Here is a 16,084-nt window from a genome sequence, read left to right as displayed (position 1 = left end):
CGCCGGGGGCCGGACCGGACGCTGCTGCACTGGCCGGTCCGGACGCTGCGCCGGGCCGGGCGGGTGCTGAGCTTCGTCGGCTACTTCACCGGCCGCCTGGTGGTGGCGAACGTCGTCGTCGCCCGGGAGATCGTCACGCCGGGCAGCGGGCTGTCGCCGGGGATCGTCGAGTTCCCGCTGCGGACCCGGACCAGCACCGAGATGGTGCTGATGGCGCTGGCCGTCGGGCTGACCCCGGGCACGCTCACCGTGGCGGTCCGCCCGCAACCGCCGACCCTGTTCGTGCACGGCATGCACGCCGAGGACCCGCAGCGGTTCCGCGCCGAACTCGCCCGGCTGCAGGACCACCTGCTGCCCGCCGCCCGCCCGGTCGACCGGGACGACCGGGCCGACCCGGGGGACCGGGACGACCGGGCCGACCAGCCGGAGGGAGCCGACCGGTGACCGGACTCGACCTCGTCCTCGCCGTCTTGGCCCTGGCGATGGCGGCGGCGATCATCCGCCTGGTGATCGGCCCGACCGACGCCGACCGCGCCGCCGCCGTCGACTTCGGCTTCTTCGTCTTCATCGCCGGGGTCGCCGTCCTCGCCGCCCGGCTGCGGATCGCCGAACTGCTCGACATCGTGCTGACCGCGACCCTGGTCGGGTTCCTCGCCACGGTCGCGCTCGCCCGCCTGGTGCATCGGAGGAGCCGGTGAACGGCTGGAACGTGCTCGCCGGGGTGCTGCTCGGCGCGGGCACCCTGCTGATCGGGATCACCGGGCTCGGCATGCTACGGCTGCCCGACGTCTACAACCGGATGAACGCGGTGGCGAAGGCGGCCAGCCTGGGTCTGGTGCTCATCCTGCTCGGCGCGCTGACCCTGCTGCCCAGCCCACGGACCGCGGTGGTGGTGACCCTGGCCGTACTGCTGCAGGTGGTCACCGCGCCGGTCGGCGGGTACGCGCTGGCCCGGTCGGCCTACCTGTCCGGTGCGCCGATGAGCCCGCAGAGCAGGTTCGACGCCCTCGCCGAGCAGGGCGGGCCCCGGCCCGACGCGGGACAGGGAGACCGGTCACGGCCGGGCACCGTGCCGGAGGGACCGGGGGAGGCCGGCCGGTCGTAGCCGTCGCCGGAGCCGGCGGTGAGGGCGGTCCACCTGGTTCGCCGACCCGGAGTACACTGACGCCATGGCCGGCGCCTTCCTGCTCCTTCTCCGGCCGTGCTGACCCACCAGGCCGCCTGACCGGCGCAGCGGCCGTCCGGCGGCGGCAGCACGGCGACCCCTCCTGTGGAGGGGTTTTTTCATGCCCACGACCAATACACCACAGCCCACAACCGACCCTGAGGTGGCGACCGACGATGAGCGAGGCAGTCGAGACCGCGGCGGACACCCCACCGTTCCGGTACACCGCCGCGATGGCCGGCGAGATCGAGCGACGGTGGCAGCAGCGGTGGGAGCGTGACGGCACCTTCCACGCGCCCAACCCGGTCGGCCCGCTGGCCGACCCGGCCCACCCGCGCGCCGACGCCGAGAAGCTCTTCCTGCTGGACATGTTCCCGTACCCGTCCGGCGCGGGCCTGCACGTCGGCCACCCGCTGGGCTTCATCGGCACCGACTGCTACGGCCGCTACCAGCGGATGGCCGGCCGCAACGTGCTGCACGCGATGGGCTTCGACGCCTTCGGCCTGCCCGCCGAGCAGTACGCGGTGCAGACCGGCCAGCACCCGCGGACCACCACCGAGGCCAACATCGAACGTTACCGGGCCCAGCTGCGGATGCTGGGGCTGGCCCACGACGACCGGCGGTCGGTGGCCACCACCGACGTGGAGTTCTACCGCTGGACCCAGTGGATCTTCCTGCAGGTCTTCAACTCGTGGTACGACACCGAGGCCGGCAGGGCCCGGCCGGTCAGTGAGCTGATCGCCGCGTACGAGTCGGGTCGGCGCGCCACCCCGGACGGGCGCGCCTGGTCCGAGCTGACCGACCGGGAACGCCGCGAACTGGTCGACGCGCACCGGCTGGCGTACGTCTCCGAGGCGCCGGTCAACTGGTGCCCCGGTCTGGGCACCGTGCTGGCCAACGAGGAGGTCACCGCCGACGGCCGGTCCGAGCGCGGCAACTTCCCGGTCTTCAAGCGCAACCTGCGGCAGTGGATGATGCGGATCACCACCTACGCCGACCGGCTGCTGACCGACCTGGACCTGCTGGACTGGCCCGAGCCGATCAAGCTGATGCAGCGCAACTGGATCGGCCGGTCAACCGGCGCGCACATCGTCTTCCCGACCGACGCCGCGCCGATCGAGGTCTTCACCACCCGGCCGGACACCGTCTTCGGCGCCACCTACATGGTGCTGGCCCCGGAGCACTCCCTGGTCGACGAGCTGGTGCCGACCGCCTGGCCGGAGGGCACCCGGCCGGCGTGGACCGGCGGGCACGCCACCCCGGCCGAGGCGGTCGAGGCGTACCGCAAGCAGGCGGCCGGGCGCACCGACGCCGAACGGCAGGCCGAGACCCGCGACAAGTCCGGCGTCTTCGTCGGCGCGTACGCCACCAACCCGGTCAACGGCGCCCGGCTGCCGATCTTCATCGCCGACTACGTGCTGGCCGGCTACGGCACCGGGGCGATCATGGCGGTGCCGGCGCAGGACGAGCGGGACTGGGACTTCGCCGAGGTGTTCGACCTGCCGATCGTGCGGACCGTGACACCGCCGGCGGACTTCACCGGCAAGGCGTACACCGGTGACGGGCCGGCGATGAACAGCGACTTCCTGAACGGTCTGGGCGTGACCGAGGCCAAGGAACGGATCATCGCCTGGCTGGAGGCGGGCGGCCACGGCCGGGGCGCGGTCACCTACCGACTGCGGGACTGGCTGTTCAGCCGGCAGCGCTACTGGGGCGAGCCGTTCCCGATCGTCTACGACGAGACCGGACTGCCGATCCCGCTGCCGGAGGAGATGCTGCCGCTGGAGCTGCCCGAGATCGACGACTTCTCGCCGCGTACCTTCGACCCCGACGACGCCGCATCCGACCCGGAGACGCCGCTGTCGCGGGCCGCCGACTGGGTCGAGGTGGAGCTGGACCTGACCGGGGTGCCGGGTGCGCCGGCCGGCCGGCGGAGCTACCGCCGGGAGACCAACACGATGCCGCAGTGGGCCGGCTCCTGCTGGTACGAGCTGCGCTACGCCGACCCGGCCAACGCCGACGCCTTCGTGGACCCGGCCAACGAGCGGTACTGGATGGGACCGGCGTCGGCGACCGACTGCGGCGGTGTCGACCTGTACGTCGGCGGGGTCGAGCACGCCGTGCTGCACCTGCTGTACGCCCGGTTCTGGCACAAGGTGCTGTTCGATCTGGGGCACGTGTCCAGCGTCGAGCCGTTCCGCCGGCTGTTCAACCAGGGCTACATCCAGGCGTACGCGTACACCGACGCGCGCGGCGCGTACGTCGACGCGGCGGCGGTGACCGAGCGCGACGGCGGCTGGTTCCACGGCGAAACCGCGGTCAACCGCGAGTACGGCAAGATGGGTAAGAGCCTGCGCAACGTGGTCACCCCGGACGAGATGTGCGAGGCGTACGGCGCCGACACGTTCCGGGTGTACGAAATGTCGATGGGCCCGCTGGAGGTCTCCCGTCCCTGGGAGACCCGGGCGGTCGTCGGTTCGTACCGGTTCCTGCAGCGGGTGTGGCGGGCCCTGGTCGACGAGCACACCGGCGCGTCCCGGGTGACCGACGCGCCCGCCGCCGACGAGGTCCGCCGGCTGACGCACCGGATCGTCGACGGTGTCCGCGCCGACATGGACGGGCTGCGGTTCAACACGGCGATCGCGAAGCTGATCGAGCTGACCAACGCGCTGACCCGGCTGCCCGCGACGCCCCGGGAGGCGGCCGAGCCGCTGGTCCTGATGCTGGCGCCGTTCGCCCCGCACGTCGCCGAGGAACTGTGGCAGCGGCTCGGCCACACCGGTTCGCTGACCTACGCCGACTTCCCGTCGGCCGACCCGGCGCTGCTGCGGGCCGCGTCGGTGATCTACCCGGTGCAGGTGGCCGGCAAGGTGCGGGGCCGCGTCGAGGTGCCGGCCGAGGCCGCCGAGGACGAGGTACGGGCCGCCGCTTTGGCCGCCGTCGCCGAGCACCTGGCCGGCCGTACGCCGCGCAAGGTGATCGTGGTCCCGGGCCGGATGGTCAGCGTGGTCCCCTGAGGCCAGGGCTCCTGGTGCCGGCGGCCCGGCCCGCAGGGTCAGCTGCGGGCCGGCCCGGGTTCAGCCGGCCAGGTGATCGCCGGCGCGGTCGTCGTAGCGCTGGCGGGCGGCGGCGATCACCGGTCGGTGCGCGAGTGACCAGTCGGCCAGCGCCTTGACCAGGTGGGTCAGGCTGGCGCCGACGTCGGTCAGCCGGTAGTCGACCTGGGCGGGGACGGTCGGATAGACCGTACGGGTCACCAGCCCGTCCCGCTCCAGCCGGCGGACGGTGAGCGTGAGCATGCGCTGCGAGATGCCGTCGATCGACCGTTGCAGCTGGCGGAAGCGCCGGGGCCTGGCCGCCAACTCGACCACGACCAGGACCGACCACCGGTCGCCGAGCCGGTCCAGCACGTCGCGGATGCCGCAGTCGGGGTGCTCGGCGCGCCCACACGGCTCCAGCTGTGCGGCCGAGGTGGTTACCGCGGTGTGCGTGGGTGACATGAGAGTGCCTTCTTGTCGGTGCCGACAGGGGACGGGACGATCGCCGCAGGAAGCTACGGCGAGCAGGAGGACGTCCTCAATGATCCTTGTCACGGGTGCCACCGGACACCTCGGCGCGGCCATCGTCGACCGGCTGGGCCGCACCGGGGCACCGGTCACCGGTGCCAGCCGGTCACCGCGCCCGGGTCTGCGGCACCTGGACTTCGACCGGCCGGCCGACCTCGATCTGCGCGGCGTCCGGACGCTGGTGCTGGTCTCCGCCGGCTACGCCGAGGACGACCAGGTCGTCGCCCGCCACCGGGCGGTCGTCGACGCCGCCGTCCGCGACGGGGTCGACCAGGTGGTGTACACGAGCCTGACCACGGCGGGCGACCATCTCGGCTTCGCGCTGGCACACCGGGTCACCGAACAGCTGCTGGCCGCCAGCGGCCTGGGCTGGACGGTACTGCGCAACGGGCTGTACGCCGAACTGTTCGGGGCGCTGCTCACCTGGGGCCCGCAGGGGCTGGAGTCCGCCTTCGGCACCGGGGCCCTGGCCGCGGTCGCCCGGGCCGACCTGGCCGAGGCCGCCGCGCTGGTCGCCGCCGCCGCGTCGGAGCATGCCGGCCGCCGCTACGACCTGGTCGGCCGGCCAGTGACCGCCGATGAGGTCGCGGCCCGGCTCGGCGTCGGACACCGCACCATCGGCCTGGGGGAGTACCGCGCCCGGCTGGCGGACACAGCGGGTCTGCTGCCGTTCCAACCGCCGATGCTGGTGTCGACCGCGAGCGCGGTGCGACACGGGCTGCTCGGTGCCGGCGGCGACGATCTCGTCCGGCTGCTCGGTCGCGACCCGGCCGATCCACTCGAGGTCGCGGCGGCCGTGGCGGCGTCGTCCCGGCCCGGTCCGGCTACGCCGAGGCGGTGACGTCGCCGTCGGACCCGGCCCGGTCCCGCGCCGGCGCGGTGACATCGTGGTCTGGGACGCGGGCGGCGGCGGCACTGGCGCGGACCGCGCGGCGCCAGCGCAGCAGCAGGACGACGGTGGCCGCCGCGCCCAGTCCGGCGGGCGCGGCGGCCAGCCAGTTGACCTCACCGGGGGCGACCACGGCCGCGCCGATCACCGCGTAGCCGACTGCGGTCGGCGCCGACGCCAGTACGCTGCCGATCAGGAACGGGGTCAGCCGGACCCCGGTGGTGCCGTAGCCGAGGCTGACCATCCCGAAGCCGCTGACCGGCAACAGCCGGACCGTCACCACGCCCAGCACGCTCTGAGTGGTGAACCACCGGTCCAGCTGGGCCAGCCGCAGCCGGACCCGACCGGTCCGGCCGGCCAGGCCGCCCGCCGGCGCCGCCGAGGTGCGGCTGGCGACGTACTCGCGGCCGAGCCAGCGGCCGACACCGAAGCCGATCAGCGCCGCCAGCGTCGCCGCTGCCAGGCTGTAGCCGGCCCCGGCCACCGGGCCGAACAGCGCACCCCAGGTCAGCGTGATGAAGGTCCGGGGCACCAGGACGGTCAGCAGCAGCGCGCCGCCCACCACGGCCAGCACCGGTGCGGCCAGGCCGAGCCGGTCCGGCAGGCCGGACAGGGCCGCCAGGTCGGGCCGGGGGATCAGCAGCACCAGCAGTCCGCAGCCGGCGATCAGCGCGAGCAGGGCCGCGAACCGGGCCACCGCCGGTTCGCGCAGCGCCTGCCACAGCCGCCTCATGCGCGGATCGCGGCCATCCGTTCGGCCCGCAGCCGGTCGGCCCACATGTCGTTGAGCGGCGGCAGACTGGCGGCACCGATCGCCCAGCGCAGCAGCAGGTCCGCCAGCGCCGGGTTGCGGGCCAGCGCCGGGCCGTGCGCGTAGGTGCCGAGGATGTTGCCCCGCCAGGCGCCCTCGCTGGTCCCGTCGTTGCCGACCCCGGCGGTGACCCGGGCCAGCGGCGAGACGCCGTTGCCGAGATGGGTGCGCCCGCCGTGGTTCTCGAAACCGCTCAGCGGCGGTACGCCGAGCCGCGGGTCGATGTCGCCGGCCAATTCGCCGACCGCCCGGCTCGGTCCCCGGTCGGACTGCAGGTCCAGTAGTTCCAGGCCGGTGCACTGGGTGCCCTTGGCGAAGAACGAGGTGCCTAGCAGCTGGTAGCCGGCGCAGACCGCGAAGATCACCGAACCCTGGTCGACGGCGCGGTGCAGCCCGGTGTCGGCCCGGAGCCGCTGGGCGGCCAGCGCCTGCGGGCCGTCCTCGCCGCCGCCGATCAGGTAGATATCCGCCGACTGCGGCACCGGCTGGTCGGAGCGGATTTCGGTGAGCTCCACCGGGATGCCGCGCTGCTGGGCCCGGCGGGCCAGGATCAGCAGGTTGCCCCGGTCGCCGTAGGTGGACAGCAGGTCAGGGTAGATCCAGACCAGGCGGAGCACGCTGGGCCCGCCGATCGACGGGCCGATGGCCGGGAACGACTCAGTTGACACGGTCCAGCTCCGCTCGGATGTCCTGGAATGCGGTGTAGTTCGCGATGACCTCCAGCCGGCCGGGCGGCACCGAGGAGATCGCCGCGTTGAGCGACGGGACGTGCAGGAACGGCACGTCGTTGACCTCCAGCCGGACGGCGAGGTCGAAGGCGCGGTCCCCGGTGATCAGCACCTGGCGACCGCGCAACGGCGAGAAGTCGACGTCGAACAGCCAGGAGGTGTCCAACCCGTCGGGGTCGCGGGCGTTGATCGACAGCAGCGTCGGCGCCTGTTCGGCCATGTCGAACGCTTCCAGCCAACTGGCCGGGTTCTTGGCCAGCAGCAGCCGGATGGTCCGCCCGTTGCGGACCACCTGCGCGTACCGGCCGGCCACCGAGGTGACCACCGCCAACCGGGACACCGCGGCCACCGGGCGTACGCCGAACTCGGCGGCCACCGCCAGCGCGGTGGCCGCGTTGCCGATGTTGACCTGGCCGGGCAGTTGCAGCGTCACCTTGTGCCAGGCGCCGGTCGGGTCGATGACGCCGTCCTCGTCGACCACCCACTCCGGTTCGGGCCGGCGCAGCGGGCAGCCGGCACACCACCACTGGTTGTCGGAGCGTTCGATCGCCGAACCGCACTCGGGGCAGACCCACGAGTCGTCGTGCCAGCGCTGCCCGGCACTGAACCAGGAGACCGAGCCGGCGGTAGCGGCCGCCCACACCACCATCGGGTCGTCGGCGTTGGCCACCACCTTGACCTCGGGATGCTCGGCCAGCGCCACCTGCCACAGCTGGGCCATCATGGCCACCTCCTTGGCCCGGTCCAGCTGGTCGCGGGAGAGGTTCAGCAGGGCGACCACCCGGGGACTGGTGGCCTCGAGCACCTGAGCCAGGTAGTGCTCGTCCACTTCGAGCACCGCGTACGGCGTGGTGCCCGCCTTGGCCAGCGCGGAGGTGTGCCCGGTCGGCATGTTCGCGCCGTACGAGTTCGTCGCGACCCGGCCGAGTACGCCGACCGCCGCCGCGGCGAGCCGGGTGGTGGTGGTCTTGCCGTTGGTGCCGGAGACCAGCGCGACGGACCGCCCGGCGGCGAGATGCGCCAGCAGCTCCGGATCGATCTTGAGGCCGATCCAACCGCCGATCACCGACCCGTCACCTCGCCCAGCGGCCCGCGACAGCGCCGCAGCGGTGCGGGACACCGAGCTTGCCACCTTCGCCCGCAAGGGCATCTTCGCGTCCGTCACGCGAGCGAGGTTACCGGACCGTGGTGGGCGTGGATCGCCGCACGGACGCGTTGGTACGGTCGACGACCGATGAGCAGCTCAATGGTCGCTACCGCGCTGCGGGCGTTGGCCGAGCTGGCACCCGCCGCACCAGAGCGGGCGTTGGACGTGACCCGCGGTGGCCAGCCGCTGCTCTGGCTCGCCGATCCGGACCGGCACCGGCGCGACGCCGCCACCGACCGGTTGGCCGCGGTCGACCTGTTGCACCGCGACGAGCGGATCCTGCGACGCGGCCTGGGTCTGGTCGTCGGCACCGTCGAACGGGACGGGGTCCGTCGCCGGGTCCGGCTGCCGTTGCTGTCCGAACCGGTCCGGTTGGAGCGTGCGCTGCGTGGTTACCGGGTGGTGTCGGCCGGTGAGTTGGAGCTGACCTCCCTGGTCACGGATCGCGCCGTGGCGGCGAACCTGGAATCGGTGCCGGGCCTGGGCCGGCCGGGACCTGACGGGCACCGCCCTGGCCGAGGTGTACCAGCCGACCGGCAGCGGCACAGCGGTGGCGGCCGGGTTGCCGGATACCGGGGCCGACGCTGCCGCGGTCGAGTCGCCGTTGCCGCTGACCGCCGCCCAGTCGGACGTGGTCCGTCGGGTCCGGCGGGAACGACTCACCGTCGTCTCGGGTCCGCCAGGCAACGGCAAGAGCCATGCGGTGGTGGCCGCCGCCCTGGACACGGTCGACCGGGGCGGCAGTGTCCTGGTGGTGACGCAGTCGCCGCACGCCGCCGACGTACTGGTTGATCTGCTGGCCCGTTACCGGGGGCCGACGCCGGTGCTGTTCGGCGACGCCGAACGAAGGGCGGAGGTCGCCGCTACTCTCGCCGCTGGTGCCGGTGCGGGTGTGCCGGCGGCGAGGGTGTACGCCGCCGAGGAGGCGGTGGCGGTGGCCCGTGACCGGGTCGACCGGGAGACCGGACTGATCCGGCTCGCACTGGAGACCGAGCAGTTGGCCGCCGCCGCTACCTCGTGGGAGCCTCTGCTCGGTGCGTTGACACTGAGCGCGCCGGGTGCGTTCGCACCCGGGACGGACCTCGCCGGTGCCGCGCGCAAGGTCCGGCTGGCGCGCGGCGCGGGCCGGAGCTGGCGGGCGCGGTGGCGGCGGTGGGCCGCCCGTCGCTGGCTGCGGCGTCGGCTCGGCGTCGCCGCCGACCTCGCGGGGAGCACCGACGGTGCTCTGGACCAGGTGGCCGCGGCGGTGGACGCGGCCCGGGCGGTGGCGGCCCGGGCCCGGCTCGCCGTGGCAGGCGGAACTGATCTGACGGTGCACTGGGACCGACTCGACCAGGCCGACCGGGAACTCGCCGAACACGTCGGGACCGCGATGCGCCACCGCGCCGGTAGCGAACGGCGGTGGGATTTGGCGGCCCGGCGCAACGCGGGGGCGCTGGCCAGCGCGTTGCGGGCCGGGCGCAACCGGCGCCGGGAGCTGCTGAGCGCCTTGGACGGTCCGGCGCTGGTCCGGGCATTGCCGTTGTGGATCGGCACGGTGACCGACGTGGCCGAACTGTTGCCGCCGGTGCCCGGTCTGTTCGACCTGGTCATCCTCGATGAGGCCTCGCACAGCGACCAGATCCGGGCAGCGCCGGCACTGGCCCGGGCCCGTCGGGCGCTGGTGGTCGGCGACCCGCGGCAGCTGCGGTTCGTCTCCTTCGTCGCGGACGTGGACGTGGCCGACACACTGGACCGCCACGGTCTGGACGACCGGCTCGACGTCCGTCGGGTCAGCGCCTTCGACCTCGCTGCCGCCAGCGCGGCGGTCACCTGGCTCGACGAGCACTTCCGCTGCGTACCGCAGCTGATCGAGTTTTCGGCCCGGCGGTTCTACGCCGACCGGTTCGCGGTCGCGACCCGCCACCCGGCGAACGAGTCGATCGACGTCATCGCGGTGCGGCAGGTGGTGTCGGCGGCCACCGTGGACGGGGTCAACCAGGCAGAGGTGACCGCCACCGTCGATGTGGTGCGGGAGCTCGCCGATTCCGGCCGGTCGCAGATCAGCGTCGTCACCCCGTTTCGCGCTCAGGCTGACGCGCTGGAGGCGGCGCTGGTCAAGGAGTTCCCGGTAGAGCGGATCGAAGAGCTGGGGCTGCGGGTCGGCACCGTACACGCGATCCAGGGCGGCGAGGCCGAGACGGTGGTGGCGTCGTTCGCGGTGACCGCCGCCGATCCACCGGCCCGGCTGCGTTTCCTCGCCGATCCGCACCTGTTCAACGTCCTGATCACCCGGGCGCGGCGGCAATTGGTGGTGGTGACCTCGCTGACGGCACCCGACGGCCTGGTGGGGCAGTTCCTGCAGTACGCGCGCCGGCCCCCGCCTGCGGTGCCGTCCGGGGGCGCGGTGGCCACGGTCGGGGTCAGCGGTTGGGTCGGGCAGCTCGGTGCCCGGCTGGCCGATCTCGACGGGCCGGTGCGGTTCGACTATCCGGTAGGGCGTTGGACGGTGGACATCTGTCTCGGTGTCGGCGCGCAGGCCGTGGGCCTCATCTGCGGGGTCCATCCGGACGGTCCACAGGCGCATCTGGCGCGGCAGCGGGCGCTGCGTCGGGCCGGCTGGACGTTGGTCGATGCCTTAGCCTCCCGTTGGAACGGTGATCCGGTACGGGCCGCTCTGGAGATCCTCGCGCGGTAGCCGGCGCAGGATCTCCACTTCCCTCCACCGTCTGCCCGCTGGCGAGCCCGCGATCGAGAGCGGACAGCCGTTGTAGCGCTGTAATGGGGCCCGTTTCACCCGATGTGTGCCTGGGATCGGTTGTGCCTGTCGGAAAGTGGACCTAGGGCGGGCCCTCGCCTCCTCCACTCGGCACCACCCCCGCTGACGTGCGGTTTTGTCGGTGAATCGGGCGTGTTTCGGTCGCGATTCCGGTTGCAGGTGGAGGGAAGTGGAGTAGAGTGGGGCGCGATGGCGGGGCCGGGAGGGCCCGCCGGCCCCGGGGGATGCGGCACCGCGAATGCCGTACAAGGGCAAGGGGGGTTGGGCCGTGTTTCTCGGCACCCATACTCCACGCCTGGACGAAAAGGGCCGGTTGATCCTTCCAGCCAAGTTTCGGGACGAGCTGGCGGGAGGTGTCGTGATTACCAAGGGGCAGGAACGCTGTCTGTACGTGTTCCCGACGCCGGAGTTCCAGCGGATCGCCGAGCAGTTGCGCGAGCAACCGATGACGCACAAGGCGGCGCGGGCCTACAGCCGGGTCTTCTTCGCCAGTGCCCATGACGAGGTGCCCGACAAGCAGGGCCGGGTGACGATCCCGGCGCATCTGCGGGAGTACGCCGGGCTCGGCCGCGACCTCGTGGTGATCGGGGCGAGCAGCCGGGTGGAGATCTGGGACAAGCAGGCATGGGAGACATACCTCTCCGATAGCGAGGACGACTTCGCGGACATCGAAGAGGGGGTGCTGCCCGGCGGACTGTAGGGCAACGGATGGTCGACCGCCCGGCGTCTCGTCGGGTGTCGGTGGCTGACGCGAGAGCCGCCGGTCGGCACCGGTCGTCCGACGTACTGCGAGATCTCCAGCCGCTCCCGCACCTGGCGCCACTTCCCCGGCGCCAGGCGCGTGTTTCGAGCACCGGCCCGGCGCGGACGGTGGGCGGGAGTAGAGCGGATGGGGATCTGGCGGTACGACGAGCGGCAACGCAGCAACCGGGCACGACACGGCAGGCAGGTCACTGGGGGTCGACATGGGGGAGCTTCGCGGTACGCACGTACCGGTGCTGCTCGAGCGGTGTCTCGAGCTGCTCGCCCCCGCGCTGGACCGCGGTGACCGGCCGACCGTGCATGTCGACGCGACCCTCGGCCTGGGTGGTCACGCCCATGCGGTGCTGGCGGCGTTCCCACTGGTCACCCTGGTAGGGCTGGACCGTGACCGGGAGGCGCTGGCCCATGCCCGGGCGAGGTTGGCCGGGTTCGCCGACCGGGTCCATCTGGTCCACGCGGTCTACGACGAGTTGCCCGAGGTCCTCGCCCAGCTCGAGCTGTCCGGGGTGGACAGCGTGTTGTTCGATCTGGGGGTGTCCTCGCTGCAGCTCGACGCGCCCGACCGCGGGTTCGCCTATTCCCGGGACGTCGCCCTGGACATGCGGATGGACCAGGGTCGGGGGACCACGGCCGCGGAGATCGTCAACGGGTACCCCCCGGGGGACCTGGTCCGGGTGCTGCGGGAGTACGGCGAGGAGCGGTTCGCCAGCCGGATCGTCTCGGCGATCGTGCGGGAGCGGCAGCGGCAGCCGATCACCTCGTCGACGCGATTGGCCGAGCTGGTCGAGTCGGCCGTGCCGGCGGCTACCCGAAGAACTGGGGGAAACCCCGCGAAAAGAACGTTTCAGGCGTTACGCATCGAGGTAAACGAGGAGCTGGCGGTGCTGCGCCGGGCGCTGCCGGCCGCGCTGGACGCATTGCACGTCGGCGGACGCATGGTGGTGCTGTCCTACCACTCGCTGGAGGACCGGATCACCAAGCAGACGTTGGCTGGCCGGGCGCGCAGCACCGCGCCGCTGGAGCTACCGGTCGAACTGCCGGGCACCGGCCCGACGCTGCGGCTGCTCGGCCGGGGTGCCGAGCAGGCCAGCGAGGCGGAGATCGCGGCCAACCCGCGGGCGGCGTCGGTGCGGCTGCGGGCGGCGGAGCAGATCGGACCGGTGGCGAAGCAGATCGGACAGGCGGCGGTGCGCAGTGCCGGCACCGCCGGGCGGGGAAAGGGTGGGGCCGCCCGCGAACGGCCCCACCCGGGGACAGCACCACATCGGCCCGGCGCGGCGGCGTCCGGGCCATCCACACCGGACGGGGTAGCCGGCCGGCGGAGACGTCACGATCGGGGTCGTGACGAGAAAGAGTAGGGGGAGGGGAGATGAACGTCGAGAAGCGCGACCGCTCGGGGCAGGTCGGTCAGCGCGGCGCCCGGGTGGGCGCACTGCGGTCGGGGGGCCGGACCGCGGCGCGGCGCAGCAACCCGTCAGGGGGCTACGCGACCCAGGGCAGCGCGGCGCTGCAGGAGCAGCCCACGACTCAGGACTCGGTCCGGGTCTGGGACAGCTCGGCGGAGCCGGCGCCGCCGCGACTGCGGGTCGCACCGCCGGCACCGGTGTCGGTGCCCCGGGCACCGTTCATCGCGATGATCCTGGTGGTCGTCGTCGGTGGGGTGCTCGGTGTGCTGCTGGTCAACACCAAGATCAACGAGAACGCGGTGCGGATCGGCACCCTGCAGCAGCAGCAGTCGAACCTGGATCTGCAGGAGCAGCAGCTGGAGAAGGAGATCGCGCAGTACGAGGCGCCGAACAACCTGGCCGCCCAGGCCCGCAAGCTCGGCCTGGTCGAGTCCGGTCCGCCGGCGTTCATCCGGCTGCCGGACGGACGGATCATCGGCGTACCGCAGCCGGCCACCGGTGAGCCGGCCATCACCAGCTCGCAGCAGGGGGCAGGGGAGTAGGCCGGGTGGCTGACCGTTCCGATCCGCCGCGCCGGGATCCACGTGGATCCCGGCGCGGCGGCGTCGGTGAACCCGGCCCGATCGGCGGGATCGCCGACGCCCGTGCCTACACCCCCCGGGGTCGGACGGTGCGCGAGACAGCCGAGCAACGCCGTACCGGCCGCGCCGAACGCAGCCGGGATCCGTTCCGGCCCGCGCTGCAGGTGCTCGACGGGGGTCGGGCCACCAGCGGTCGGCCGCCGGACCGGACCGGCCCGGCGGACCCCGGCGACCCGGGCACCGGACCGGGTACCGGACCGGGTACCGGACCGGGTACCGGACCACGTCGCGACCCTGACCGCCGGACCACGCCGCGCCGCGACGTCGACCCGGACCGGGCAGCGCGGCGCGGAGCCGACCCGGACCGGGCAGCGCGGCGCGGAGCCGACTCCGACCGCCGCCGGTCAACCACCGGCCGTGCCGGGTCGGCCGGCAAGTCCCGGCAGGCGTCGTCCGGCTCCGCCCGGCGTGCCCCGGGCCCGGCCCGACAGGGCACCCGGGGCCGCCCACGGCGGCCCGCCACCCTGCCCCGGCTGGCCGATCCCCGGCGCCGGCTGCGGCTGGGCACCTTTCTCACCCTGACCATGTTCGTGGTGATCGGGATCCGGCTGATCGTGCTGCAGGTCGTCGACGCCCCGGCGTACGCCGACGGCGGCGTCTGGGACCGGGTCGGCTCGCCGGTCGTCGTGCCCGCCCCCCGGGGCAGCATCTACGACCGCACCGGCGCGGTGCTGGCGCACAGCGTCGCCGCCCGGTTCGTCTACTCCGACCCGGGTCTGGTCGAGGATCCGCAGGCGACGGCGGAGGCGCTGTCACCGCTGCTCGGCATCCCCCGCTCCACGCTGCTGGACCGGCTGGTGCCGCAGACCCGCGAGGACGGGCAGGAGTCGCGGTTCGAGTTCCTGGCCCGTGGGGTGGACGTCGAACTCGCCGACCAGGTGATGGACCTTGAGCTGGCAGGTATCGGGGTGGACTACGACGAACGGCGCGAGGTGCCCGGCAACGACCTGGCCGCGAACCTGCTCGGCTTCGTCGGCCTGGACATGAACGGGCTGGAAGGCCTCGAGGCGCGCTACGACGAGGTGCTGCGCGGGGTGAACGGGCAGCGGATCGCCGAGCAGGGCAACCGTGACCTGCGATTGGCCGAGATTCCCGGCGGCTACCGGCAGGAGACCGAGCCGCAGCCCGGCAGTTCGCTGGTGCTCACCATCGACCGGGACCTGCAGTACGAGGTGCAACGCATCCTCAGCGCGACGCTGGAGCAGTGCACCGTCAGCGTGGCCGCCGCGGTGGTACTGGACCCGCATACCGGGGAGGTGCTCGCCCAGGCCAGCGAGCCCACCTACAACGCCGCCGACGCGTGGTCCAGCGACCCGTCCGACCGGCAGGACATCGCCACCACCTTCACCGCCGAACCCGGCTCGGTGCACAAGCCGCTGGTGCTCGCCGCTGCCCTGGAGGAAGGGCTGATCGGGCCCGACACCACACTCGACCTCGGGCCGACGATCCGCAAGGGCGACACCACCTTCCGGGACACTCGCCCGATCGAGGCGGGTGTCGCGACCAGCCTGGCCGGCATGCTGGCCTACTCGTCGAACGTCGGCACGATCAAGATCGCCGACCAGCTCGGGCCGGAGCGGCTGCACGCGTACCAGCAGGCGTTCGGTCTGGGTAGCCCGACCGGGGTCGGACTGCCCGGCGAGGCCAGCGGCCGGGTGCTGCCGCTGGACGAGTGGAGCGCCTCGTCGTACGGGTCGGTGCCGCTCGGACACAGCGTCGACGCCACCCCGCTGCAGATGGCCGCCGCGTACGCGGCGATCGCCAACGACGGCGTCTACGTACCGCCCCGACTGGTCCGGGAGATCGTCGACGAGCACGGACAGCGCACCCCGACCGAGGCGCCGACCGCCCGCCGGGTGCTCGGCGCCGACAACGCCGCCGCGCTGCGAGCGATCATGGAAGGTGTCACCACAATCCCCGGTGCCACCGGCACCGCGGCGGCGGTCCCCGGCTACCGGGTGGCCGGCAAGACCGGCACCGGTCGGCGGATCGTCAACGGCTCCGTCGCGCCCGGCGAGGTGACGTCGTTCATCGGCATGGCGCCGGCCGACGACCCGCGCTACGTGATCGCCGTGGTGTCGCACACCCCCGGTGGTGGCTGCGGGGACGTCGCCGCCCCGGCGTTTCGCGACATGATGCGCTTCACTCTGCTGCACTACCGGGTCCCGCCGAGCGGCACCGAGCCACCCGAGTTCGTGGTGCACCCGTGAC

General features: G+C 73.2%; 14 protein-coding genes and 1 pseudogene. 10 read left to right on the top strand and 5 right to left on the bottom strand.

Features of this window, described 5'->3' with window-relative positions; genetic code table 11:
• Positions 1-21: 21 nt before the first annotated feature.
• The 4 genes from O7553_RS16320 to leuS all read left to right on the top strand — a co-directional run bounded on the left by O7553_RS16320 (position 22) and on the right by leuS (position 4,182).
• A complete protein-coding gene (locus tag O7553_RS16320; protein WP_281555631.1) occupies positions 22-444 on the top strand; it encodes a Na+/H+ antiporter subunit E in 423 nt (140 codons plus the stop codon).
• Positions 441-698, top strand: a complete 258-nt coding sequence (locus O7553_RS16315) for a monovalent cation/H+ antiporter complex subunit F (RefSeq protein WP_123602610.1) — start codon at positions 441-443, stop codon at positions 696-698. The genes O7553_RS16320 and O7553_RS16315 overlap by 4 nt, the downstream gene beginning before the upstream one ends.
• Positions 695-1,105: a monovalent cation/H(+) antiporter subunit G gene (mnhG, locus tag O7553_RS16310; RefSeq protein ID WP_281550609.1), complete on the top strand. Its 411-nt coding sequence runs from the start codon at positions 695-697 to the stop codon at positions 1,103-1,105. Before O7553_RS16315 ends, mnhG begins: the two co-directional genes overlap by 4 nt.
• 236 nt (positions 1,106-1,341) lie before the next feature.
• On the top strand, positions 1,342-4,182 hold the full coding sequence (gene leuS / locus O7553_RS16305) for a leucine--tRNA ligase (RefSeq protein ID WP_281550608.1): 2,841 nt from the start codon (positions 1,342-1,344) through the stop codon (positions 4,180-4,182).
• A gap of 60 nt (positions 4,183-4,242) precedes the next feature.
• Here the strand turns inward: leuS and O7553_RS16300 are convergent, their stop codons facing one another.
• Complete coding sequence (locus O7553_RS16300) at positions 4,243-4,665, bottom strand: helix-turn-helix domain-containing protein (RefSeq protein WP_281550607.1); 423 nt, start codon at positions 4,663-4,665, stop codon at positions 4,243-4,245.
• Positions 4,666-4,744: 79 nt separating this feature from the next.
• Here O7553_RS16300 and O7553_RS16295 point away from each other — a divergent pair, with 79 nt between their 5' ends.
• Positions 4,745-5,572: a hypothetical protein gene (locus O7553_RS16295; RefSeq protein WP_281550606.1), complete on the top strand. Its 828-nt coding sequence runs from the start codon at positions 4,745-4,747 to the stop codon at positions 5,570-5,572.
• Here O7553_RS16295 and O7553_RS16290 read toward each other — a convergent pair.
• The 4 genes from O7553_RS16290 to O7553_RS16275 all read right to left on the bottom strand — a co-directional run bounded on the left by O7553_RS16290 (position 5,556) and on the right by O7553_RS16275 (position 8,813).
• On the bottom strand, positions 5,556-6,353 hold the full coding sequence (locus O7553_RS16290) for a VTT domain-containing protein (RefSeq protein ID WP_281550605.1): 798 nt from the start codon (positions 6,351-6,353) through the stop codon (positions 5,556-5,558). The two genes, O7553_RS16295 and O7553_RS16290, sit on opposite strands and share 17 nt — an antisense overlap.
• Entirely contained in the window at positions 6,350-7,063 is a 714-nt protein-coding gene (locus tag O7553_RS16285) for a DJ-1/PfpI family protein (RefSeq protein WP_281555630.1), read from the bottom strand. The genes O7553_RS16290 and O7553_RS16285 overlap by 4 nt, the downstream gene beginning before the upstream one ends.
• Before the next feature lie 25 nt (positions 7,064-7,088).
• Complete coding sequence (locus O7553_RS16280) at positions 7,089-8,309, bottom strand: MurT ligase domain-containing protein (protein ID WP_281555629.1); 1,221 nt, start codon at positions 8,307-8,309, stop codon at positions 7,089-7,091.
• Between the two features lie 93 nt (positions 8,310-8,402).
• Complete coding sequence (locus O7553_RS16275) at positions 8,403-8,813, bottom strand: hypothetical protein (RefSeq protein ID WP_281550604.1); 411 nt, start codon at positions 8,811-8,813, stop codon at positions 8,403-8,405.
• A gap of 13 nt (positions 8,814-8,826) precedes the next feature.
• On the opposite strand from O7553_RS16275, the gene O7553_RS16270 reads away from it, so the two are divergent.
• The 5 genes and pseudogenes from O7553_RS16270 (at position 8,827) to O7553_RS16250 (ending at position 16,083) form a co-directional block, all read left to right on the top strand.
• Positions 8,827-10,983: a DEAD/DEAH box helicase gene (locus O7553_RS16270; RefSeq protein WP_281550603.1), complete on the top strand. Its 2,157-nt coding sequence runs from the start codon at positions 8,827-8,829 to the stop codon at positions 10,981-10,983.
• A 349-nt stretch (positions 10,984-11,332) separates the two neighbouring features.
• A complete protein-coding gene (gene mraZ / locus O7553_RS16265; RefSeq protein WP_123602607.1) occupies positions 11,333-11,764 on the top strand; it encodes a division/cell wall cluster transcriptional repressor MraZ in 432 nt (143 codons plus the stop codon).
• A gap of 265 nt (positions 11,765-12,029) precedes the next feature.
• Positions 12,030-12,998 (top strand): annotated as a pseudogene (gene rsmH / locus O7553_RS16260) (16S rRNA (cytosine(1402)-N(4))-methyltransferase RsmH); the annotation flags it as partial.
• A 197-nt stretch (positions 12,999-13,195) separates the two neighbouring features.
• Positions 13,196-13,774, top strand: a complete 579-nt coding sequence (locus O7553_RS16255) for a hypothetical protein (RefSeq protein ID WP_281550602.1) — start codon at positions 13,196-13,198, stop codon at positions 13,772-13,774.
• Positions 13,775-13,779: 5 nt separating this feature from the next.
• Positions 13,780-16,083: a penicillin-binding transpeptidase domain-containing protein gene (locus tag O7553_RS16250; RefSeq protein ID WP_281550601.1), complete on the top strand. Its 2,304-nt coding sequence runs from the start codon at positions 13,780-13,782 to the stop codon at positions 16,081-16,083.
• Position 16,084: the final 1 nt, after the last annotated feature.

Origin of the sequence: Solwaraspora sp. WMMA2059 (assembly GCF_027497315.1) — a bacterium.
Taxonomy (GTDB): Bacteria; Actinomycetota; Actinomycetes; order Mycobacteriales; family Micromonosporaceae; genus Micromonospora_E.
This window is presented reverse-complemented; position numbering and strand designations above follow the sequence as displayed.